This is a genomic window from Catenovulum maritimum (assembly GCF_001050375.1).
In the GTDB taxonomy this organism is placed as follows: domain Bacteria; phylum Pseudomonadota; class Gammaproteobacteria; order Enterobacterales; family Alteromonadaceae; genus Catenovulum; species Catenovulum maritimum.
In genome coordinates this window covers 94,838-116,240 of the sequence record NZ_KQ130494.1, presented here as the reverse complement: position 1 = coordinate 116,240, position 21,403 = coordinate 94,838, and the positions used below count along the sequence as shown (strand labels likewise).

Here is a 21,403-nt window from a genome sequence, read left to right as displayed (position 1 = left end):
CGTTCGATTAAAAAGCATACGAATCAATCTAAAAATGTATATTTTGTACCCATATACCTTGTCGTTTATGATTTTTAAATATGTAAAAACAAGAAAAGCTCCATTGGAGCTTTTCTTTAAAGTATGAATAATTAAGCTTATCTACTTAAAATAAACAATAATGCATCAAGCCCATGAAAATTAATCGCAACATCTGCTTTTTCTTGTACTAGTGGTTTAGCTTCAAATGCAACACCTAAACCGGCAGCAGCCATCATAACTAAATCGTTAGCGCCATCCCCCATTGCAATCGTCTGACTATTTTCAATTGAGAATTCAGATGCTAATTTCCCTAAAGTATCAGCTTTCACTTGCGCATCAACAATACCGCCAATCACTTTACCAGTTAAAACACCGTCTTTGATTTCTAAAACATTAGCAACTGCAGCATCTAATTGTAATAAGTCTTTTAATTTATCAGCAAAAAACGTGAAGCCACCTGAAGCAATAGCCAATCTCCAGTTATGGGCTTTAAGCACTTTTACTAATCTTTCAAGGCCATGCATAAGCGGTAAGTTTTCTGCAACCGTTTGTAAAACGCCTTCGTTACAATTTGCCAATGTTCCAACTCGACCTTTCAAGCTTTCAGCAAAGTCTAGTTTCCCTTGCATTGCAAGCTCAGTTACTTTTGCGACTTCCTCCCCTACTCCAGCAAGTTTCGCTATTTCATCAATGCATTCAATTTTTATAACAGTTGAATCCATATCCATTAATAGTAAACCCGGCTGATTAATATTAGCCCTTTCACTTAACTGCCATACATCTGCTTTAAATTCACTTGCCCATAGTTTTAATGAATTAAATGTTTCAGTGTCTATTTTTTCTGAAAGCTGGAATGAAATAGCACAATCATCTTCGCCATCTAGTGCAGGTATAATTGCAATATTTATAATAGAAGAACTCAGTTTATTTAAAACATGATCTAAATTCTCTAAAGTAAAACTTTCACCATAAATAACAATTTCATTTTTTATTGAGTTTGCATTTTCTGATTTACCTAAAGCATAAGACTTTAAATCTTTAGGATCTAAGACAATCGTTTGCTGTCCATTATTGTCTAAACTGCTAAGATAAGATCTACCTATGTGCTTTGATGTAGATAAATCGATAGTTTCATTTATGATATAATTGTTCACATTAAACCTTAAGGGTAAATTTTTTTGCTGATTTTACAGGAAATAAAATTAGTTTGTAGTTACCAATTTCATTAGTTTGACGTTAGCGAGTTAAAAATGCCAGTTAGACAGGTTAATCATAGCCAAGATATTAAATGGATATACCGAAAAGTGTTGCAGGCAAGTTTATCGACACTACTAGTTTGCTATTCAATTTTCTATTGGTTCAATAGTCAAGGCGAGATCCATCAAACGCTTGCCAACAACCAATATCAAACAGCTCACAATTATAATGAACTTATTAATAAGCAAGTTAAGCTACCTTTTGACAGTAAACAACTAGAACAAGTCCTCACATCTGCTTATTCTATCGATGAAATTAACTACCTTAAAATTGCCGATGAAAAAGGAATGGCTAAAATAATTTTAGACTCAAAACCAGCTATCGATTCTGCTTATACTACAGTGTCTGAGATCCATGACGAGAATAACAATTTAGTCGGCTACCTAGAAATAAACTACAACTCTGACTACCTAGGTAATATAGATAAACTAATACAAGCTAAAAATAGTAATGATGTTAGATTTATAGTCTTTTTGATTGCATTAGCTAGTTTTCTAATGAGCAGAGCTTTTTATAAATCCAATATTACCTCAGAGCATTCTGAGCAATAAACGTATTGAATCTTAACTCTGGATAAAAATCATCCAAACCACCCAAGCTGTTGATATTATTATATTCTATTTATTGATAGGTGATCTTCTTAGATCAGTACGAATTTTGCTAGTAATAGCTGGCTATTACTAGCGGATTCAACGCAGTTATCAGCAAAAGGCCCTCAAGAAAGCAAGTTTTTTTCCCTTGTTGAGTTTATTTAGTTTGGCTCACTTATAATTTAACTAAATTAATGATGTAACAGGTATTCTCTTTTACCTGCCACTTAACATTATATGCACCCAGTTCAGAACCATATACTTTTTCATCTGGCTTATTTCTTTTATAGGCCGGTCTAGGGTCTTGAATGAGAGTTTGCTTAATAAAGTTCAATGAGTGAACATCTTGCTCTAATATCGCCTCGATTTCTGGTGCGATTTCAACTTTATCAAAACCTTTCTGTTTATCTTGAGCATAGCTTGACGTTGCGTTAGGAATTGAATCTGAATAGGTAATATAAGGTTTAATATCAATTATTGGCGTATTATCAATCAAATCGATACCAGACACATTAATATATATTTGATTATTCTCTTGAGAGATTGATTCTAACTTAACTGCTGAAAGCCCAACCGGATTAGGCCGAAAAGTAGAACGAGTCGCAAATACACCTAATTTATTGTTACCGCCTAATCTAGGTGGTCGAACAAGCGGTTTCCATCCTTTATCTGCAGTCTGACTAAAAAGAAACATAAGCCATATGTGACTAAAAGATTCAAGGCCATAGAAGGCTTCTAATTTATTGTAAGCTGGCTGGATCTTGATTCTAGCATGAGCATCTTGAACCAAATTAGGTTGGCGAGGCGTTGCAAATTTTTCTTTATAAGGTGATTCGATCACACCTACAATGTCAAAATGTAACGCCTGTTGAGACATTTATTTAGAATTTATTTTTAAGGCTTTTATGTCGCCATCGCGTGTCTGAATTAGTAATAATTCATCAGCAACAACAGGTTGTGCTAATAGCGCATCACCAGAAACACTTATCATACTCTTTAGCTCGCCATTAGACTTATCAAAAAAGTATAAATAACCATCAAAGTCACCAACAACATAATAGTCTTTAAAAACTGTACCAGCCGTAACCTGCCGGTTCCTTAGAACTAGATTGCTCCACTTTTCTACGCCAGTTTTACTATCAAGTGCGTATATATGGCTATGGTCATCTGATAAATATAAACTCGTGAAACTATGAGTAATATTCTCATAACCACGATAATCTCGTTTCCAGACTACACGGCTAGTTCTGACATCGACCGAAACTAAAGCACCACCTGCAGACAAGGCGAACAAATTAGTACCCGAAAAGATTGGCGTAGAATCTATATCAACGATTCGGGCCAACTCAGTTGCACCCTGAGCGTTAGCAACAGATACATCCCAAGCTAATTGGCCGTTAGCAGCAGCGTAAGTCAAGATTTTACCTGTAGCGCTACCGACAAAAACACCACCTTGAGCATAAGCTGGAGATGATGCGCCTCGTAAAGTCAAAGAAGGGACATCAGCAACAGACTCCCAAATTTGTTCGCCATCAACAGCATTAAATGCAACCGTGTTGCCCGAGCCAAGGTTTACAATAACTTTTGATTCTTCCGCGATAGGAGGTGAAAGTATCTCGCCACTGACTTTAGTACGCCACAATTCTTTACCTGTTTTAACATCAAGCGCGATTAATTCCCCATTTTCACAACCAATGAAAACTTTCTCGTAAGAGGCAACTAATCCAGAAACTCGAATTGCTGGCGAAAAATTTAAACCTAAAAAACGCCAATAGCTTTCCTCGGCAGGGCGTAAGTCTGTCGTCCAAACCTCATCACCATCTTTAATGGAAAAAGCAGAAACATAACCTACTCTATCAGCAGCATATACTTGCTCATAACCAACCGCTGGTTTCAATCTAGAAAAATAATTTTCAACACCACTTCCAACTGATTCAGACCACTCAACCTCTACCGCAACTTGATTGTTAATTTCAGGTTTAGGGGCTGGCAATAAGTCTTCGTTTTCATCATTAGAAGCACAGCTAATTAAGCAAGCAGATAAAATAACCGCCGAGAGTATATTTCGAGTCATTAAGGAAGAACCGCCACTATGCCGTTATCAACAGCTAGATTATCTAGTTTCATTTTCAATCCTGGGTTAGAAGTCAACCCACCGTTATCTGCAGCTTTTTGATAAGCGATTCGGGCTGCTGAACTATCTTCTTTTGCAAGCTGAATATCGCCAACTAATTCAGCGAATTGAGCGGTAAAAGCTTCTGTTTTAGAAACTTGAACTAAACTTAAGGCTTCATCTAAATTAGCTTCGGATACTAAAATTCTAGCTAATCTCAAGTTTGCTAAATCAACTAAAGAGCTGTCAGCTGCGTTTGCAGCAACCCATTTTAATTGGGTTTTAGCTTGTGCTAAATCATCCTGCTCAACGTAAATTTTAGCTAATTTTAAAGCAGCCAATGTTGCATAACCAGAATCTTTGTTGCTTTCAACGTAGCTAGCTAATTTGCTTGCTTCATTAGATTCACTCGCCGCAACATAAGCATTTGAGTTTGCTTCTTGAGTTTCAAGTTGGCTATCTTGGTATGCATTAAAACCGTAAATACTGGCTAAACCAATAATAACGCCGCCAATTGCAGCGTTACCATATTTAGCCCAGAAGCTTTTAATAGCTTCAACTTGCTGCTCTTCAGTAGAATAAATTTCCATTACAACCCCTTAATTATATTTTGCCAAAAGATCAGCTAGCTCAGCTAATGTTTTGCTTTGTTGTTCTTGTTGTTCTCTTAAGTATTTTACTGTGACTTTATCTTGTTCTATTTCGTCATCACCAAACACAAGTGCGATTTCAGCGCCGCTTTTATCTGCTTTTTTAAATTGCTTCTTAAAGTTGCCACCACCGCAGTTTACTTGAATACGTGCATTAGGGTATAAATCTCGAAGCGTTTCGACTCTTGAAGGCGCGATAAGTTCCGCTTTTTCACCTAAAGTTACAACATAAACATCAACCACTGGGCGGACATCTTTATCTAAACCTAAAGTTTCTAATAAAAGCACGAGCCTCTCAATGCCCATCGCAAAACCAACAGCTGGCGTTGCTTTACCGCCTAATTGTTCTACCAAGCAATCGTATCGGCCACCCGCGCATACAGTACCTTGTGCGCCAAGACTATCTGTTATCCATTCAAAAACCGTGTAATTGTAATAGTCTAAACCACGAACTAACCTATCATTAACCGTGTATTCAATACCAAATTGATCAAGTCTTTGGCATAAACCAGAAAAATGCGCTTTAGAGTCTTCGCCAAAGTAATCTGATAATTTAGGTGCATCAACTAGCACAGCTTGAATATCTGGATTTTTAGTATCCAGCACACGAAGCGGATTAGTCAGCATTCTACGCTTACAATCATCATCCAGTATGTCTTGGTGTAGCTTTAAGAATTCGATTAAAGCGTCACGATACGTCGCTCTCTCTTCGTTTGAACCAAGTGAATTAATTTCTAATCTAACTTTGTCTGCTAAACCAAATTTTTTCCAAAATCTAGCCGTTAGTGCAATGATTTCAGCGTCTACATCTGGACCTGCCATGCCGAATGTTTCAACACCAAACTGATGAAATTGACGGTAACGACCTTTTTGCGGTCTTTCATGACGGAACATAGGTCCCATATACCATAAACGCTGAACTTGATTATACAATAAGCCATGCTCATTACCGGCACGAACACAACTTGCAGTTCCTTCTGGTCGAAGCGTTAAACTGTCACCATTGCGATCATCAAAGGTGTACATTTCTTTTTCAACAATATCAGTCACTTCACCAATCGAACGTTTAAATAATTCAGTTTGCTCGACAATTGGCATTCTAATTTCGCTATAACCATATGAGCTAGTTACATCGCGTAAAACTGATTCAACTTTTTGCCAAACAGGCGTTTGCTGTGGGAGGCAGTCGTTCATACCACGAATTGCCTGAATATTTTTGGACACCTAAAATCTCACTTCTTCAACCTGCTGCGCAATGACAGGTATTTTTTAAAATTGGAATTATACTCAAACCTAACTAAGATGCCAGTTTGAGAGTTTTTATCAATTGAACTAATCTAACTGCTCAACTTTTATTCTGTTCTCTTCATCTAACATAGAGGCTTTCGCTCTAATGTGTTTCTCTAGGGTATCAACAATATTATCATTATCAATGCGTTCTTTTTGACGCTCACCGCCTAAATAAAAACCACTTTTTTGATTCGCGCCAGCTAAGCCGACATCTGTCGCTAAAGCTTCACCTGGTCCATTGACGACACAGCCGATAACAGAAACAGACATAGGCGTAACAATATCCTCAAGTCTTTCTTCAAGCGCATTCATCGTTTTGATAACATCAAACTCTTGTCTTGAACAACTTGGGCAGGCAATAAAATTAATCCCTCGTGAACGAATTTTTAATGATTTTAAAATATCAAAACCGATTTTAATTTCTTCAACCGGGTCTGCCGCTAACGAGACACGAAGCGTATCACCTATACCTTCATTCAGCAAAATACCTAAACCGATAGCCGATTTAACCGCACCAGCTCTAGCACCACCCGCTTCAGTAATACCTAAATGAAGCGGGTTATCTATTTGCTTAGATAACAAGCGATAAGCATCAACCGCTAAAAACACATCTGAAGCTTTAACACTCACTTTAAACTGGTCAAAATTGAGTCTGTCTAAAATATCGACATGACGCATAGCCGATTCAAACAAAGCGTCAGCGGTTGGTTCACCATACTTTTCTTGTAAGTCTTTTTCTAACGAACCGCCATTAACACCAATACGAATTGGGATGTTTTTATCTCTCGCACAATCAACGACAGCTCGAATTCTGTCTTCTCTGCCTATATTTCCTGGGTTAATACGTAAGCAATCAACCCCATATTCAGCGACCTTTAACGCGATTCGATAATCAAAGTGGATGTCTGCAATTAATGGTACCGAAACCTGTTGTTTAATAAATTTAAACGCCTCGGCCGCATCCATAGTGGGCACAGATACGCGAACAAGATCACCACCTGCTTGTGCAATGCGATTAATTTGGGCAACAGTCGCTTCTACATCTGTGGTTAAAGTGTTTGTCATAGACTGCACTGATATAGGTGCATCACCACCAACAGCAACATCACCTACCCAGATTTTTTTCGTTAATTTTCGTTTTATTGGCGATTCATGGAACATAAGATTAATTCTCTAAAGGAAGCTCAAAACGAGCAACCATACCTTGCTTAAATTTGTTCATATCGATTGATTGAGATTCAAACTCGACGGCGACTTTTTCGGGTGCACAAACGGTGACCTTAAACGGTTTAAAACCAGATACAGGCATAACTCGGCCAGCAGTTTTCACTCCGTAAGCAATTTTTTCACCTTGTGAATCAATGATCTCAATCCAACAATCTTGATTGAACGTCATAACTATGTCGCTCGTCGGAGAATCGACTAACTTAGTCGAAACTATATTATTCTCAGCCTCTTCAACTTCCTCAACTTTTTGCTGAACCTGTGTTACCAATGACGTTTCTTCTTTGCTTACCGCTTCGGTATCGCCTTCATTATTAGTCTCGAGTTCATTTTCAGAGGTAATTGGCTCGGCTTCAACAGCGTTAGGCTTTTCCAGCGTATCCGACTCTTGAATTTGAGTGACAACTTGTGGCGTCTCTTGCAGTCCTAAATTTTCAACATTCGTTGGGGGGGACGCTACAGGCTGAGTTTGAGCTAAACTATCTTGCTCGACTAATGCATTCGAAGCTTGAGGTTTTTGTTGCCACCACCAAACAACCGCCATACCTATCACAATAATAATGATAATGTAGCTAACTAGCATTAATTTACTATCGTTGGATTCACGCTTAGTTCGCATAGAGAAGCTTTTCATGCCAGCGCTTTGATTCGCTTTATCAAGACCCATTTGGTTATAAAGCTCAACCGCTAATGCATCATCAACACCGATCAGCTTAGAATAAGCCCTCAAATAACCTTTCGCGAATGTGGGTGCCGCTATTTTTGTAAAATCATTACTTTCAATCGCGCGCACTATATCTAATTTTAAATTTAAACTATCTGCGACATCCTGTTCAGAAAACCCAGCCTCAATTCGCCCTTCTCTAAGAAGTCGACCAGGTGTAAACGGAATTGTCGTTTCTTCGTTTTGCTCTGTTATCATTGTAATAAGCTTTTCTTATATAACTGAGTTTGGGAACTTGACGGAAATTCGATCAAAAGTAAGCGACCATATTGTTTGGCTGCTTCAAAAGCACCAATATTTCGCTCTGTATTATAGCCAAGCCAATATAATGCAGCACTTGGTCTAGATACAAGCCTTAGCTTATCAAAATAGGCTTTAACTTGATGCCACTCTTGGCGATTTTGATAAATCTCAATAAGTGAGTTTAAAGATGTAAAAGCTCTAGCGTTGTAGCCAAGTGCTTTGTTGAAATAACTAATCGCCTGATCAATTTTGCTCTCTTGACCACTATCAGCTAAACATAAACCAAGATTCTCATAGGTTTGCCAAACTCTAATATAACTATCGATTTTTACTGCTTCGAGAAAGTTTTCGGTTGCTTCTTCTAAACGCCCTCTCTCACATAAAAAGGCACCATAATTATTGTAAGCATCGCCATTATTAGGGCTTAATTCGATGACTCGAATATAAGCTTTCTCAGCCTTATCAAAATTTTGAACCGTCTGATAATAATAGGCAAGAGAATAATGGGCCTCGGCTAAATCAGGCGCAAACTCTAATGCCTTATCTAAATTAAACTTAGCTTGAACAGAGTCACCTTTTTGCAAGTATGTTAAACCAAGTTTAATTCGAGCACGTGCCTTAGCCTCAGGTGAAGAAATATTCTCCACCACGGGTTTATCTGACTCTAAATAGTGTTTTTGGGTCACGCAAGCAGTTAAGTTCAACACACTTAATAACACCATTAATCGGCTAAAGCATAATTTTTTCATATAATTATTGTGCTTGCACCTTAATAGTTTCGCCTCTTTGGCGCTTTTTAAGCATACGCTTAGTTCTATCAACAACATCCCCAACTAACTGTCCGCACGCTGCGTCAATATCATCACCACGAGTTCGACGTACTACTGTAGTAAAGCCATATTCAGTTAATACTTTAGCAAATCTATCAATTCTAGAGTTACTAGAACGACCATATGGACTGCCAGGGAATGGGTTAAATGGAATGAGATTAATTTTTGATGGCGTGTCTTTTAACACTTTCGCTAATTCATGAGCTTGATCTGTACTATCGTTTATGTGATCTAACATCACATACTCAACGGTTACTTTCTCATTTGCTTTTGAACCATCGATATAACGTCTAGAGGCTGCCAAGAAAGTTTCAATGTCATATTTTTTATTGATAGGTACTATTTCATCACGTAACTCATTGTTTGGCGCGTGCAGCGAAATAGCTAAAGCCACATCAACTTTTTCTTTCAGTTTATCCAATGCTGGTACAACGCCAGAAGTACTCACTGTAACACGGCGCTTGGATAAGCCAAAGGCTAAGTCGTCCATCATAAGCTCGAGTGATGGAACTAGATTCGTCATATTAAGTAAAGGTTCGCCCATCCCCATCATCACAACATTGGTGATAGGACGTTTATTGGTTACTTTGACAGGTCCAATATCTACCGCCACTCGCCAAACTTGACCGATAATTTCGGCAACCGTTAAGTTACGATTAAAGCCCTGTTGCGCTGTTGAGCAAAAAGTACATTCTAACGCACAGCCAACTTGGCTAGAAACACATAAAGTGGCTCGGTCTCCATCAGGGATCCAGACGGTTTCAACTTCTTGCCCGCCTTCTAAAATCATAGCGTACTTAATAGTACCGTCACTGGATTCTTGTCGAACAGAGATTTTGGGCGCTTTGATTTCGCACATTTCATTTAACTTTGCGCGTAAAGACTTGCTGTAATTGTTCATGTCTTCAAAGTTATCGTGACCGTAATGATAAATCCACTTCATTGCTTGATCGGCACGAAATGATTTCTCACCAATGGAAGCAAAAAAATCACGCATAGCTTGACGATTTAAATCAAGTAAATTTATTTTGGTTGTCTCAGCAGACATGTAGCAATAACCTTGTAAAACAAATGGCTCGCAATTTTACGATAATCACAATTGAATGCAATGATAGCAGCAAATCAATTGCGATTAATTTAATAAAATTGGTGATTAAGTTTTACAATTAGTATGAGTTAACCTCATTATCACTGAAGAAATACGCGATTTCTCTCGCAGCACTCTCTGGACTATCCGAACCATGAACACCATTAAAGGTAACGTGAGCTTCGCCATAATCGGCTCTTAACGTACCTCGAGCAGCATCAACCGGATTAGTTGCGCCCATAATCTCACGGTAAGCTGTAATAGCACTTTCACTTTCAAGCACAAGCACAACGACAGGCGCAGAAAGCATAAAATCAATCAAAGCATCAAAAAAAGGTTTACCTTTATGCTCGGCATAAAAACCTTCAGCCTGCTCTTGATTCAGTTTAATCATCTTGGTTGCAACTATTTTAAAGTTCGCGGCTTCTAAACGTTGAATGATGGCGCCGATGTTATGTTTAACAACTGCATTTGGTTTAATAATTGATAAAGTGCGTTCAATAGCCATATGACTTCCCTAATATAAGTTAGCCCTTGCTCGGGTTAAGTTAAACAAAATAAAGGTTTAGCTTGCGTTATGATAATAACAATGAATTTGAGAGAATTGATATAGGTAGAGGAAAATAATCTGATAAATTAAATGTTTAACTACTAATTTGTTAAATTAGATCAAGAAAAGAAAACCAAGGGTTAAAGAATGGCGTTAAGTGAATCTTATTAACCTTAACTCTGGATAAGAAATTATTTCCAAAGACGAAAATTGTGTATTCCCGAAACTTACAGTTTTGGGAATACATAAATAACAGAGTTACTCTTCTATCTCGATAAACTCTGTTCCCCAACCATCGTATTGAACCTTTACTTGGTCAGCAATTTTTTGCATTTGTTCTGTTTGCTTATTAATTTCATCTAAATCTAATTTAGATTCAGTAATAGCGTCAAATGCTAAGATAATTTGACCATCATCAGTTTCAAACTCTTCCGCATCTGTCACTTCGACTTCTAGTTTAAATGCAGCAACTGCCGCTTTTTCTAATTTATCAAAATCAGTTGACGAGAAATGATGCTCAATTTCATAAATCGCATCAGGATCACTACCATCAGCTAGCAATGACTCAACTACCATTTTATTAAATCCAATAGGATCGTCCAAATATTCCATAATAACCTCTGTTATTTAGCTTCTAGCTGCGCAACTTCAGCATCTAGTTGATTAATTTTATTCAGCATCAGCTCATGGAAGCCTTCCGCTTCCATTTTTAAATCATTAGATTCAAGAGGCTTAGGTGCCATTACTTCAATTATAATAGTGCCATTATCCCAACGATTTAAGTTTATTTTATTATGAGTTGTGCTCATACAAACAGGAATTAAAGGCACATTCGCTTGCTGTGCTAACTGAAACGCGCCGCGCTTAAATGGCAACAAACCTTTACCATATGAACGAGTACCTTCTGGAAACATCCAGATCGAGATTTTATTTTTATTAATATGCTCACAAGAACGCTTTAGAGCGGCCATAGCTTTACGGCGGTTTTCGCGATCAATTAATATATTCCCCGCCAACCAGTAAAGCTGACCAAAAAATGGGATCCACTTTAAGCTCTTTTTACCTATAGTGACAGTACTAGGCAAAACACCACCACATAATGTAAAAATATCATAACTGTTTTGATGATTAGCGATAAATACTGCCGGCTGAGTTTGCGCCGCTGCTTCATCGGTTCTAAATACGAGCTTAACACCAATTATATAAGAAGCCTTTGAGTAAAGCTTACCCAGCCAATAAACATTATTACGATGAAATGGCCTAATTAAACAAAATACAATACCAGCTAAACTAGCCACTATCACAAATAAACCTAATAGAATAATTCTAATTACAGCTAACAACTTAAAATTCCTACTTTAACTATCTGAGTTTTCAGCAACATCAGCCGCTGAGTTAGATTCAATGATAATTTCATCAACCCTTTGTAAGCCTCGTGGTAGTTTGTTACCTCGACGCCCTCTTTCACCTTTATAATGAGCCCAATCATTTGGTTTTAAACTCATCTTACGCTTACCGGCAACTAAAACTAAAATATCATCTGAGTCAATTACAGCGATATGAGCAATAAACTCGTCACGACTTTTAGCTCTATCTGCACTGATGCTAATAATCTTGTTCCCTTTACCTTTACTTAAACAAGGTAAATCTGAAATTGGGAAAATCAGCATTCGGCCTTCGTTCGAAATGGCAAGAACCATCAAATCATTGTTATCGGCAATAGGTTGAGGTTTTAATACTTTCGCATTTGCAGGTAAAGTCAAAACGGCTTTACCATTTTTGTTCTTACTCACTAAATCAGAAAAATTCACCACAAAACCATAGCCGGCATCACTCGAAACTAAAAATTTATCCGGATTATTAGCAATTAACGCATGCTGAATATGTTCACCTGTGCCAATCGCAAAACGTCCGGATAAAGGTTCACCTTGGCTTCTAGCGGAAGGTAAAGTATGTGTTTCGGTTGCAAATGCTCTACCCGCTGAATCAATAAATACTGTGGTTTGATTAGAGCGACCTGTCGCAGAAGATAAATAACTATCGCCCGCTTTATAGCTGAGTCCTGCCACATCAACATCATGGCCTTTAGCGCAGCGAGCCCATCCCTTCTCAGAAACCACTACAGTCACGGCTTCACTCGGAACTAAATCTTTTTCAGATAACGCTTTAGACTCGTTTCTTTCCACTAAAGGTGAACGTCTTTCATCACCATATTTAGCCGCGTCTTGGGTTAACTCTTTCTTAACGAGTTTTTTCAGCTCAATGTCTGAACCTAAAATTCGTTCTAACTCTTGTCTTTCTTGCTCTAGTTCATCTTGCTCGCCACGAATTTTAAACTCTTCTAGTTTAGCTAAGTGACGTAATTTTAATTCTAAAATCGCTTCCGCTTGAATATCCGTTATTGCAAACCTTTCCATCAATACTGGTTTAGGCTTATCTTCCGTACGGATAATTTGAATAACTTCATCAATATTTAAAAAAGCAGTTAATAAACCTTCTAAAATATGTAATCTAGCTAAAACTTTATCGAGTCTGTACTGTAAACGCCTAGTCACAGTTGAAAGGCGGAAGCTCAACCACTCATTAATAATGGTCGAAATACCTTTAACTTGTGGTCGACCGTTAAGACCTATCATATTCAAGTTAACGCGATAGCTTTTTTCAAGATCCGTTGTCGCAAACAAATGTTGCATTAACTGCTCAGTATCAACTCGGTTTGATCTTGGCACGACAACTAAGCGAACTGGATTTTCATGATCTGATTCATCGCGTAAATCCGCTACCATAGGCAGTTTTTTAGCCTGCATTTGCTGCGCTATTTGCTCTAACACTTTCGACGACGAAGCTTGATGAGGTAAAGCCGTAATGACAACTTCACCTTGCTCTAACTCGTACACGGCTCTCATCTTAATCGAGCCTTTACCAGATTGGTAAATTTTACGAATATCTGCTGCAGGGGTAATAATTTCAGCTTCAGTTGGGTAATCTGGCCCCGGGATAAAAGACATAATTTTATCCACGCTAGCATTTGGGTGCTCTAACAAATATTTAGCCGCGTTAACCACTTCTTTTACATTATGTGGTGGTATATCTGTTGCCATACCAACTGCTATACCAGTTACACCATTAAGTAAAATATGCGGTAATCGAGCCGGTAAATTAATTGGCTCTTTTAGGGTACCATCAAAATTTGGTCCCCATTCGACCGTGCCTTGACCTAATTCAGATAGTAAAACTTCTGCAAATTTAGCAAGCTTAGCCTCGGTATATCGCATCGCAGCGAAAGACTTAGGATCATCCGGTGCACCCCAGTTTCCTTGACCATCCACCAAAGGATAACGATATGAAAAAGGCTGTGCCATGAGCACCATAGCTTCATAACAAGCGGAATCTCCATGCGGGTGAAATTTACCTAGCACATCACCCACAGTACGGGCTGATTTTTTATACTTAGCGCCAGCAGATAAACCTAACTCACTCATCGCATAAATAATTCTGCGTTGAACCGGTTTAAGGCCATCACTAATATGAGGTAACGCCCTATCCATAATGACGTACATCGAATAATTAAGGTATGAATCTTCGGTAAACTTTCTTAACGAAAGTTGCTCTATACCGTCTAAATTGAGCTCAATGTGATCAGACATAATTTATTTTTATTTATAATTGAATAGGTTTAATAAAGCATTACAGGACACTTTACCAAAAGAGCAATACAAACGCCTAGTGATTTTGTTTAGGCCCTGTTTGCGTGTTTAAATAACTGATAAAAATTATTGGTTGTTTGCTCAGATAACTCAGCCAAACTCACGCCTTTTAAATCAGCAACAAATTGTGCCACTTCATGCACATAAGCAGGTTGGTTTTGTTTACCACGATATGGCTTAGGTGCTAACCAAGGAGAATCAGTTTCAACTAAAATACGATCTAATGGCAAGGCTCTAACCACATCTCTGAGTTCTGTGGCATTACCAAAAGTAACAATGCCAGAAATAGAGATATAAAAATTAAGATCCATCGCCGCTTTCGCCATCTCTAAACTTTCAGTAAAGCAGTGTAAAACGCCACCCGCTTTATCTGCCCCTTCTTGCTTTAAAATATCAAGCGTATCTTGCCTAGCATCTCTAGTATGAATAATTAATGGCTTGTCTAATTGATTAGCGACTTGGCAATGTTGACGAAAAGAGTTTTGCTGCCATTCAATCGTATCTGCTGAATAAAAATAGTCCAAGCCAGTTTCACCAATAGCAACCACTTTGGGATCATCCGCCAGTTTTAATAACTGAGCTTGCTCAAATTGACATTCATTATGCAGCGGATGAACCCCGCATGAGATAGCAACATCGGCATGAGATTCAACCGTCTTAGCCATATTGGGGAAATCATCTAAAGTGACACTGACACATAAAAACTGCTTAATACCACGAGCTCTAGCCGAATCTAATACAGAATCTAAACTGCCGCCTAATTCTTCTAACTTTAACTTATCTAAATGACAGTGAGAATCAACTAACACTACAACCTCTTAAATATTAACTACATGGTAAAAGTGGGCTCACTCGAATTAATCATAGCTCCGAGTAAAGTTTCGATTTTATCTTTTAAATTTTGTCTATCATCTAAAAAGTTCATGCCTATTCCTTGTGGCGCATTACTATGTGAAGCCATAGGTGATAACCATACCACTTTGCCAGTTACAACTACGGGGGTTACCTCATTAGGCAATAACACACTTAATGCGAGCGATTGGCCAACATTGTACTTTTTATGGGTAACAACAAATAAGCCACCTTCTTTGATAAATGCCATGTAGCATTTATACAAATTATTTAAATCACTAAATTCAACTGCTAACTGTTCCATATTAAGCCCACTTCAAACTATGCTCACCGCAACTTTTGTTCTAATGATAAACACAAAGATTGATAAATTAACTTTTTATTCGAACCTGATTGTAACATTTGTTTTCGACTAGTGGTGATCAACAAAGTTAAATCACTTAACAAAAGACGTTTAGCCGCTTGGTTTGCATCTGTCATCTCTTGCTTCAGTTTCGCTTTTAACCATTGATTAAAGGCATTGACCATCCAATCTAATTGCCTTTCATAATGCTTATCATCAAAATTTAAACTAAATTCAAAAGCAGACTTTCTCCCAGTAATCAGCAATTTGAAATCGGCTAGAAAACGCTTATGCTGAGTCAAAAAATCAGTTTTAACTAGCTCTAATGCAATTAATGGTGCTTGTTCAACCAACTCAAATACATCAGAATAATCTGTAAAATCGATTCCCTGCTCTTTGATCCAATTTTGAATTTCCAGCAGTTTAGGTGGGGCAACTTTGTATTTTTGACATCGACTTAAAATAGTCGGCAATAAACGGCTTTCACTTTCGGTTGTCAGTAACAAGTATGTATCTTGGCCTGGCTCTTCTAAGGTTTTGAGTAAAGCATTCGCTGAGCCTTCTGTCATTTTTTCACAGTCAGGAATAATAAAGATCTTAGCTCGACCCAATTGAGATTTGGTTTGCGACTTATTAACGACTTGACGAATCAAATCTACCCCAATAGATTTAGCCTCAGGTTCTTCAGCAATAAATAAGTCAGGGTGAGAACCAGACGCAAACAACTGACAAGACTTACACTGACCACAAGCAATTAGGCCAGTTGTTTCACACAATAAACCAGCCGCTAAATTTAAAACAAACTCACGTTTACCTAAACCTCGACCAGCTTCAATCAGTAAAGCATGATGTAACCTTTGCTGAGCAAACTGCTCTGATAAAGTCTGTTGTAACGTCGATAACCAAGGAAAATTTTGCATTATATAATCAACTAAGATTTAAAGAATTGGTCTAGCTGCAGTGTAATCGACTGCTGTACTTCTTCAATTGTTTGCTCTGCATTTATCGTAATTATGTTATCAGAAGCATTGGCAATTTCTTGATACTTAGCCCGAGTTTTCTCGAAAAAGGTTAAGGCTTCTAACTCTATTCTATCTAACTCACCTCTAGCACTGGCACGAGCAAGACCCACTTCTGGTCGGATATCTAAATATAAGGTTAAATCAGGTTCAAAACCTTGTAATACAGCACTTCGAATCGGGTTAAGCAACTCATCTGAAATACCTCGGCCACCGCCTTGATAGGCTCGAGAAGATAAATCATGGCGATCACCAACCACCCACTTACCCTCTGCAAGCGCAGGTTTGATCACATTTTCAATCAACTGAACTCGGCTGGCATACATAATTAATAGTTCAGCTTCGGCTGTGACTTTTTCATTATCTCGCTGTGCTTTCACAAGCGTTCTTAGCTGCTCAGCTAAAGGTGTGCCGCCTGGCTCACGAGTTTGTACAAACTCAATTGATTTTTGTTCCAGCCATCTAGTTACAGCTTGAATCGCAGTTGTTTTCCCTGCGCCTTCCAACCCTTCAATTACAATAAATTTTGCATCTGTATTCATTATTTTTGTCTTTGCTTTAAGTACTGGCGAACTGCCAAATTATGTTGCTGTAAATTAGTCGAAAACTTATGCCCACCTTTACCGTCAGCAACAAAGTATAAATATTTTGTGTTGGCTGGCGAAATAACAGCCTCTATTGCCGCTTTACTAGGCATAGCAATTGGCGTTGGCGGTAAGCCTGATATTTTATAAGTGTTATACGGTGTATATTGTTTAAGATGCTGGCGGGTAATATCGCCTTTATATTCATCGCCTAAACCATAAATAACCGTAGGGTCAGTTTGTAACCGCATCTTGATCTTAAGACGATTCAGAAAAACAGATGCAATAATCGGCATCTCAGCCACAATCGCCGTTTCTTTTTCAACAATAGATGCCAAAATTAAAATCTGATACCAAGATAACTCGTGTTCATCAATACTAGGTAATAGCTTCTTGGTTTGCTGCATTTTATCAAATGCTTGTTTTAAAATACTAAAATCCGTTGTTCGCGCGTGAAATGAATAAGTATCAGGAAAAAATAAACCTTCTGCCGATTTATGCGGCTTGATGAGTGCCGCGAGTTTATTCGCGTAATTCGTTTGCTCAATAAACGGATGCTCGGCTAACATTTTTTGCCATTGCTTAAACTCAGAGCCTTCTGTAAAAGTCAGTTTAAATTCAACAATCCGCCCTCTTCGCATCATATAGATAAAATCTATCGGGGCCAGTGTGCCAGAAAATTGATATAAACCAGCTTGAAGCTGGCTATATTTTGGCTGCAACTTGGCCTGAAGTTTCAACGACCAAGTTTCACTAATTAATTGCTTTTGCTTTAATTGCTGCACAATTGAATTAAAGCTTTGTCCTGGTTGAACCTCAAAATATTGAGGTTCAACAAAAACCTCACGTTCTAATGCTCGTTGCCAATGCATATAGCCATAGGCTAAGCCTGCGAACAAGCTCAAAACCAACCCAACTAAACTGTATCTAACTAATTTAGACTTAAGCATTGACCAACCTTATTAGGTTTTGCGACTCAACTAAAGATAATTTTTGCATACCAATTTTAGACACGACTACCAAATCCATTAATGCATTGCAAATCACAGCAGATTGAACTTGCTTGATTTCAGCTGCAGAGATTTTACGAACAGAACAGCGAACACCACAAGCTTGCATTTTCGCTAATAACCAATCCCGCTTAACCCCAGCAATGCCAGCTAAGGATAAATCAGGTGTACACCAATCATCATCTATTTTGACAAAAATATTGGCGACAGATGTCTCGATTAACTCACCTTCCAAACCACAAACAATACCATCTTTAGCGCCTAAATTGGCTATTTCTTGTTTGACTAAGATTTGCTCTAGACGATTGCAATGCTTTAACCCAGCTAAGCTAGGTTGATAACCCAAACGAAACTCTAGCAGTGCAAGCTCAATTCCATTAGGAAAACTAAAAGCATCAGGATGAAAATCACTGACAAAGAGATAAACTTGGCAAGCGATATCATCCGGGACTTGATATCCTCTTTGACTATCGCCTCGGCTAATCAATACTTTGACAATACAAGTATTGTTTTCAGCTGCAATACTTTGTAATTCAGTGACGAGTGCAGTTTGATCAAAACCAGAAAAACCTAATACATTATTTGCAAGTTTGAGTCGGTGTAAATGAAAATCGAATAAATGTATCTGCTTGTCGACAATTTTTAATGTGGTGAAATGGGCATCGCCAAACTGAAATGCGCGATTAAAAACAGAAGGCCTAACAGGGTTGTTTTGATGGTTAAGGAATATTTGCATGAGTTAGATTAAAGAAAAAAGCCTGCGATGCAGGCTTTTTAACATTAAACTTTATTGAAAAGCAATGATCCATTGGTTCCACCGAAACCAAATGAGTTACACAATGCGTATTCAAATTTAGCTTGACGTGCTTCATGCGGCACATAATCAAGATCACAACCTTCATCAGGATTGTCTAAATTGATTGTTGGCGGAATACTTTGATCTTGAAGCGCTTTAACTGTAATAATCGCTTCAATCGCCCCTGCAGCACCTAATAAATGGCCTGTCATCGACTTAGTAGAACTCACCATAACCTTGCTAGCTAAATCACCAAATAGGCCTTTAACAGCATTAGTTTCCGCTTTATCACCAACTGGCGTTGAAGTACCGTGTGCATTTAAATAGCCCACTTGAGCTAATTCAATACCACCGTCTTTAACTGCATTGGCCATAGCAGCTTGTGCGCCTGCACCATCAGCAGGAGGTGAAGTAATGTGGTTAGCATCGCCGCTCTGACCAAAGCCAGAAAGTTCAGCATAAATTTTTGCACCACGTGCTTTTGCATGCTCGTATTCTTCAAGCATCATAACACCAGCACCATCACCCATAACAAAACCGTCACGGTCTTTATCCCAAGGACGACTTGCCTTAGTTGGATCATCATTGCGGCTCGACAATGCACGAGCAGCAGCAAAACCACCTAAACCTAAAGGCGTAGTTGCTTGTTCAGCACCACCCGCTAACATAGCATCGGCATCGCCATATGCAATCATACGAGCAGCATGACCAATATTATGGACACCTGTAGTACAAGCAGTGGTAATTGCGATATTTGGACCTTTCAAACCATACATGATTGAAAGATGACCAGCTATCATATTAATAATGGTCGAAGGCACGAAAAACGGTGACATTCTTTTAGGGCCATTAGCGAGTAATTTAGTGTGGTTTTCTTCAATTAGAGTTAAACCACCAATACCAGAGCCAATTGCCGCACCAATACGGTCTGCATTTTCATCAGTAATTTCAAGACCTGAGTCTTTCATTGCCTGAATACCAGCAGCTACACCATATTGGATAAAGGTATCCATTTTTTTAGCTTCTTTCTTTGGCATGTAGTCTTCAGCATTAAAGCCTTTAACCAAGCCACTTATACGAGTTGAAAAGTTACTAACATCAAAGGTATCAATTAATTGAATGCCACTTTGACCTGCAAGCAAAGCTTTCCAAGAATCATCAACTGTATTACCGACTGGTGATAACATCCCAAGTCCAGTAACAACGACACGTCGTTTAGACACTAGATAGCCTCCAGGAGGAGTAGTTTGAAAGGTACAAAAAGGGCGGTTAGGAACCGCCCAGAAATATTATTCTTTGTTCGCTACAACGTAGTCGATAGCTGATTGAACTGTAGTAATTTTTTCAGCTTCTTCATCAGGAATCTCTGTGTCGAATTCTTCTTCAAGCGCCATAACTAATTCAACTGTATCCAATGAATCTGCACCTAGGTCATCAACAAAAGAAGCTTCGTTTGTGATTTCTTCTTCTTTAACACCTAATTGCTCAACAATAATTTTGTATACTCTTTCTTGGATGTTTGCGTTACTCATAATGTAAAGTTTCCTTCAGAAAATGCGCACTATGCACAAATTTTACTGTAATTTATAAATAAAAAATTCTGTACAAGCTTATCACTTGCTATTAACAGGTCAACTAGGTATTTAAAAAATCTACCTAAATAACCACTACTAAATTAATCGGGGCAGATAATACCTGTTTAAGATAATCAATACAATCTTGAATTTCAATTCAAGTTATTTTTATGCCCCAAAGCTTAACTACAAGGGTTAAGCCATATACATACCACCGTTAACATGGATAGTTTCGCCAGAAATATAAGCCGCTTCTTTAGTTGCTAAAAAGCTAACTGCTGATGCGATTTCTTCTGGTTGACCTAAACGGCCAGCTGGAATTTGGGCAAAAATTGTATTTTTTTGCTCTTCCGTTAATTCTTTAGTCATATCTGTATCGATAAAACCAGGTGCAACTGTATTAACAGTAATGCCACGCGAAGCAACTTCTTTCGCTAATGCTTTAGTAAAACCAACTAAACCAGCTTTAGCTGCGCAATAGTTAGCTTGTCCTGGATTACCAGTTGAACCAACAACCGAACCGATATTAATAATACGGCCAGTGCGTTTCTTCATCATAGCGCGTAAAACAGCTTTAGATAATTTGAAAACTGAAGTTAGGTTAGTATTTAAAATATCTTCCCACTCATCATTTTTCATACGCATCATTAAGTTATCTCGTGTGATACCTGCGTTGTTCACTAGAATATCGATGTCACCGAATTGAGCTTTAATCGCATCAAATAATGCCGCAATTGAATCGTCATCCGTTACATTTAATACTAAACCAGTACCTTTTTCGCCAAGGTACTCAGCAATAGCTGCAGCGCCTTTTTCAGAAGTTGCAGTACCAATTACTTTTGCACCTGCATTAGCTAGTTGTAAAGCGATTGCTTTACCAATACCACGGCTTGCGCCTGTTACTAATGCAACTTGTCCTTCAAAATTTGAAAACATATT

At 38.2% G+C, this 21,403-nt stretch carries 23 protein-coding genes; 1 reads left to right on the top strand and 22 read right to left on the bottom strand.

The features are described from left to right. Positions 1 to 137: 137 nt before the first annotated feature. On the bottom strand, positions 138 to 1,175 hold the full coding sequence (gene serB, locus XM47_RS13095; RefSeq protein ID WP_048693320.1) for a phosphoserine phosphatase SerB: 1,038 nt from the start codon (positions 1,173 to 1,175) through the stop codon (positions 138 to 140). Positions 1,176 to 1,271: 96 nt separating this feature from the next. On the opposite strand from serB, the gene XM47_RS13090 reads away from it, so the two are divergent. Further along, a complete protein-coding gene (locus tag XM47_RS13090; protein ID WP_048693317.1) occupies positions 1,272 to 1,829 on the top strand; it encodes a hypothetical protein in 558 nt (185 codons plus the stop codon). Between the two features lie 214 nt (positions 1,830 to 2,043). On the opposite strand, the gene tsaA is transcribed toward XM47_RS13090, so the two are convergent. The 21 genes from tsaA to fabG form a co-directional block, all read right to left on the bottom strand. Next, positions 2,044 to 2,745 (bottom strand): tRNA (N6-threonylcarbamoyladenosine(37)-N6)-methyltransferase TrmO, encoded by a 702-nt coding sequence (tsaA, locus tag XM47_RS13085; protein ID WP_048693314.1) that lies wholly within the window; start codon positions 2,743 to 2,745, stop codon positions 2,044 to 2,046. Continuing rightward, complete coding sequence (bamB, locus tag XM47_RS13080; protein WP_048693312.1) at positions 2,746 to 3,942, bottom strand: outer membrane protein assembly factor BamB; 1,197 nt, start codon at positions 3,940 to 3,942, stop codon at positions 2,746 to 2,748. After that, positions 3,942 to 4,571 carry a YfgM family protein gene (locus XM47_RS13075; protein WP_048693309.1) on the bottom strand — a complete coding sequence of 210 codons (630 nt, stop codon included), beginning with the start codon at positions 4,569 to 4,571 and terminating at the stop codon, positions 3,942 to 3,944. The genes bamB and XM47_RS13075 overlap by 1 nt, the downstream gene beginning before the upstream one ends. 9 nt (positions 4,572 to 4,580) lie before the next feature. Beyond that, on the bottom strand, positions 4,581 to 5,855 hold the full coding sequence (hisS, locus tag XM47_RS13070) for a histidine--tRNA ligase (RefSeq protein ID WP_077066560.1): 1,275 nt from the start codon (positions 5,853 to 5,855) through the stop codon (positions 4,581 to 4,583). A gap of 108 nt (positions 5,856 to 5,963) precedes the next feature. Further along, positions 5,964 to 7,082 carry a flavodoxin-dependent (E)-4-hydroxy-3-methylbut-2-enyl-diphosphate synthase gene (ispG, locus tag XM47_RS13065; protein WP_048693305.1) on the bottom strand — a complete coding sequence of 373 codons (1,119 nt, stop codon included), beginning with the start codon at positions 7,080 to 7,082 and terminating at the stop codon, positions 5,964 to 5,966. A 4-nt stretch (positions 7,083 to 7,086) separates the two neighbouring features. Next, positions 7,087 to 8,067 (bottom strand): RodZ domain-containing protein, encoded by a 981-nt coding sequence (locus XM47_RS13060; RefSeq protein WP_048693302.1) that lies wholly within the window; start codon positions 8,065 to 8,067, stop codon positions 7,087 to 7,089. Continuing rightward, the gene (gene pilW, locus XM47_RS13055; protein ID WP_048693300.1) at positions 8,064 to 8,861 is read right to left on the bottom strand and encodes a type IV pilus biogenesis/stability protein PilW; all 798 of its coding nucleotides are present in this window, start codon (positions 8,859 to 8,861) and stop codon (positions 8,064 to 8,066) included. The genes XM47_RS13060 and pilW overlap by 4 nt, the downstream gene beginning before the upstream one ends. A gap of 4 nt (positions 8,862 to 8,865) precedes the next feature. Continuing rightward, complete coding sequence (rlmN, locus tag XM47_RS13050) at positions 8,866 to 9,990, bottom strand: dual-specificity RNA methyltransferase RlmN (RefSeq protein ID WP_048693298.1); 1,125 nt, start codon at positions 9,988 to 9,990, stop codon at positions 8,866 to 8,868. 118 nt (positions 9,991 to 10,108) lie between these two features. Next, positions 10,109 to 10,537 carry a nucleoside-diphosphate kinase gene (gene ndk / locus XM47_RS13045; RefSeq protein WP_048693295.1) on the bottom strand — a complete coding sequence of 143 codons (429 nt, stop codon included), beginning with the start codon at positions 10,535 to 10,537 and terminating at the stop codon, positions 10,109 to 10,111. A gap of 300 nt (positions 10,538 to 10,837) precedes the next feature. Then, positions 10,838 to 11,191, bottom strand: a complete 354-nt coding sequence (rraB, locus tag XM47_RS13040; protein WP_048693292.1) for a ribonuclease E inhibitor RraB — start codon at positions 11,189 to 11,191, stop codon at positions 10,838 to 10,840. Between the two features lie 11 nt (positions 11,192 to 11,202). Then, entirely contained in the window at positions 11,203 to 11,922 is a 720-nt protein-coding gene (locus XM47_RS13035; RefSeq protein ID WP_048693289.1) for a 1-acylglycerol-3-phosphate O-acyltransferase, read from the bottom strand. A gap of 15 nt (positions 11,923 to 11,937) precedes the next feature. Continuing rightward, positions 11,938 to 14,226 (bottom strand): DNA topoisomerase IV subunit A, encoded by a 2,289-nt coding sequence (gene parC, locus XM47_RS13030; protein WP_048693287.1) that lies wholly within the window; start codon positions 14,224 to 14,226, stop codon positions 11,938 to 11,940. Positions 14,227 to 14,315: 89 nt separating this feature from the next. Next, positions 14,316 to 15,095 (bottom strand): TatD family hydrolase, encoded by a 780-nt coding sequence (locus tag XM47_RS13025; protein ID WP_048693284.1) that lies wholly within the window; start codon positions 15,093 to 15,095, stop codon positions 14,316 to 14,318. A 20-nt stretch (positions 15,096 to 15,115) separates the two neighbouring features. Continuing rightward, entirely contained in the window at positions 15,116 to 15,442 is a 327-nt protein-coding gene (locus XM47_RS13020) for a PilZ domain-containing protein (RefSeq protein ID WP_048693282.1), read from the bottom strand. 23 nt (positions 15,443 to 15,465) lie between these two features. Then, the gene (gene holB, locus XM47_RS13015) at positions 15,466 to 16,401 is read right to left on the bottom strand and encodes a DNA polymerase III subunit delta' (RefSeq protein WP_048693279.1); all 936 of its coding nucleotides are present in this window, start codon (positions 16,399 to 16,401) and stop codon (positions 15,466 to 15,468) included. Between the two features lie 11 nt (positions 16,402 to 16,412). Continuing rightward, entirely contained in the window at positions 16,413 to 17,042 is a 630-nt protein-coding gene (gene tmk, locus XM47_RS13010) for a dTMP kinase (protein ID WP_048693276.1), read from the bottom strand. Beyond that, entirely contained in the window at positions 17,042 to 18,034 is a 993-nt protein-coding gene (gene mltG / locus XM47_RS13005; RefSeq protein WP_048693273.1) for an endolytic transglycosylase MltG, read from the bottom strand. The genes tmk and mltG overlap by 1 nt, the downstream gene beginning before the upstream one ends. Next, entirely contained in the window at positions 18,027 to 18,830 is an 804-nt protein-coding gene (gene pabC / locus XM47_RS13000; RefSeq protein ID WP_048693266.1) for an aminodeoxychorismate lyase, read from the bottom strand. The genes mltG and pabC overlap by 8 nt, the downstream gene beginning before the upstream one ends. A gap of 44 nt (positions 18,831 to 18,874) precedes the next feature. Continuing rightward, entirely contained in the window at positions 18,875 to 20,113 is a 1,239-nt protein-coding gene (gene fabF, locus XM47_RS12995; protein ID WP_077066559.1) for a beta-ketoacyl-ACP synthase II, read from the bottom strand. A gap of 66 nt (positions 20,114 to 20,179) precedes the next feature. Beyond that, positions 20,180 to 20,422 (bottom strand): acyl carrier protein, encoded by a 243-nt coding sequence (gene acpP / locus XM47_RS12990; RefSeq protein WP_048693263.1) that lies wholly within the window; start codon positions 20,420 to 20,422, stop codon positions 20,180 to 20,182. Between the two features lie 237 nt (positions 20,423 to 20,659). Beyond that, complete coding sequence (gene fabG / locus XM47_RS12985) at positions 20,660 to 21,400, bottom strand: 3-oxoacyl-ACP reductase FabG (RefSeq protein ID WP_048693261.1); 741 nt, start codon at positions 21,398 to 21,400, stop codon at positions 20,660 to 20,662. Between the last annotated feature and the right edge of the window lie 3 nt (positions 21,401 to 21,403).

Coding starts and splice junctions, on each gene's coding strand:
- rraB (WP_048693292.1), bottom strand. CDS start 11,191: ATGGAATATTTGGACGATCCTATTGGATTTAATAAAATGGTAGTTGAG.
- tmk (WP_048693276.1), bottom strand. CDS start 17,042: ATGAATACAGATGCAAAATTTATTGTAATTGAAGGGTTGGAAGGCGCA.
- ispG (WP_048693305.1), bottom strand. CDS start 7,082: ATGTTCCATGAATCGCCAATAAAACGAAAATTAACGAAAAAAATCTGG.
- fabG (WP_048693261.1), bottom strand. CDS start 21,400: ATGTTTTCAAATTTTGAAGGACAAGTTGCATTAGTAACAGGCGCAAGC.
- XM47_RS13075 (WP_048693309.1), bottom strand. CDS start 4,571: ATGGAAATTTATTCTACTGAAGAGCAGCAAGTTGAAGCTATTAAAAGC.
- holB (WP_048693279.1), bottom strand. CDS start 16,401: ATGCAAAATTTTCCTTGGTTATCGACGTTACAACAGACTTTATCAGAG.
- pilW (WP_048693300.1), bottom strand. CDS start 8,861: ATGAAAAAATTATGCTTTAGCCGATTAATGGTGTTATTAAGTGTGTTG.
- rlmN (WP_048693298.1), bottom strand. CDS start 9,990: ATGTCTGCTGAGACAACCAAAATAAATTTACTTGATTTAAATCGTCAA.
- mltG (WP_048693273.1), bottom strand. CDS start 18,034: ATGCTTAAGTCTAAATTAGTTAGATACAGTTTAGTTGGGTTGGTTTTG.
- tsaA (WP_048693314.1), bottom strand. CDS start 2,745: ATGTCTCAACAGGCGTTACATTTTGACATTGTAGGTGTGATCGAATCA.
- pabC (WP_048693266.1), bottom strand. CDS start 18,830: ATGCAAATATTCCTTAACCATCAAAACAACCCTGTTAGGCCTTCTGTT.
- acpP (WP_048693263.1), bottom strand. CDS start 20,422: ATGAGTAACGCAAACATCCAAGAAAGAGTATACAAAATTATTGTTGAG.
- parC (WP_048693287.1), bottom strand. CDS start 14,226: ATGTCTGATCACATTGAGCTCAATTTAGACGGTATAGAGCAACTTTCG.
- ndk (WP_048693295.1), bottom strand. CDS start 10,537: ATGGCTATTGAACGCACTTTATCAATTATTAAACCAAATGCAGTTGTT.
- bamB (WP_048693312.1), bottom strand. CDS start 3,942: ATGACTCGAAATATACTCTCGGCGGTTATTTTATCTGCTTGCTTAATT.
- XM47_RS13090 (WP_048693317.1), top strand. CDS start 1,272: ATGCCAGTTAGACAGGTTAATCATAGCCAAGATATTAAATGGATATAC.
- XM47_RS13060 (WP_048693302.1), bottom strand. CDS start 8,067: ATGATAACAGAGCAAAACGAAGAAACGACAATTCCGTTTACACCTGGT.
- XM47_RS13020 (WP_048693282.1), bottom strand. CDS start 15,442: ATGGAACAGTTAGCAGTTGAATTTAGTGATTTAAATAATTTGTATAAA.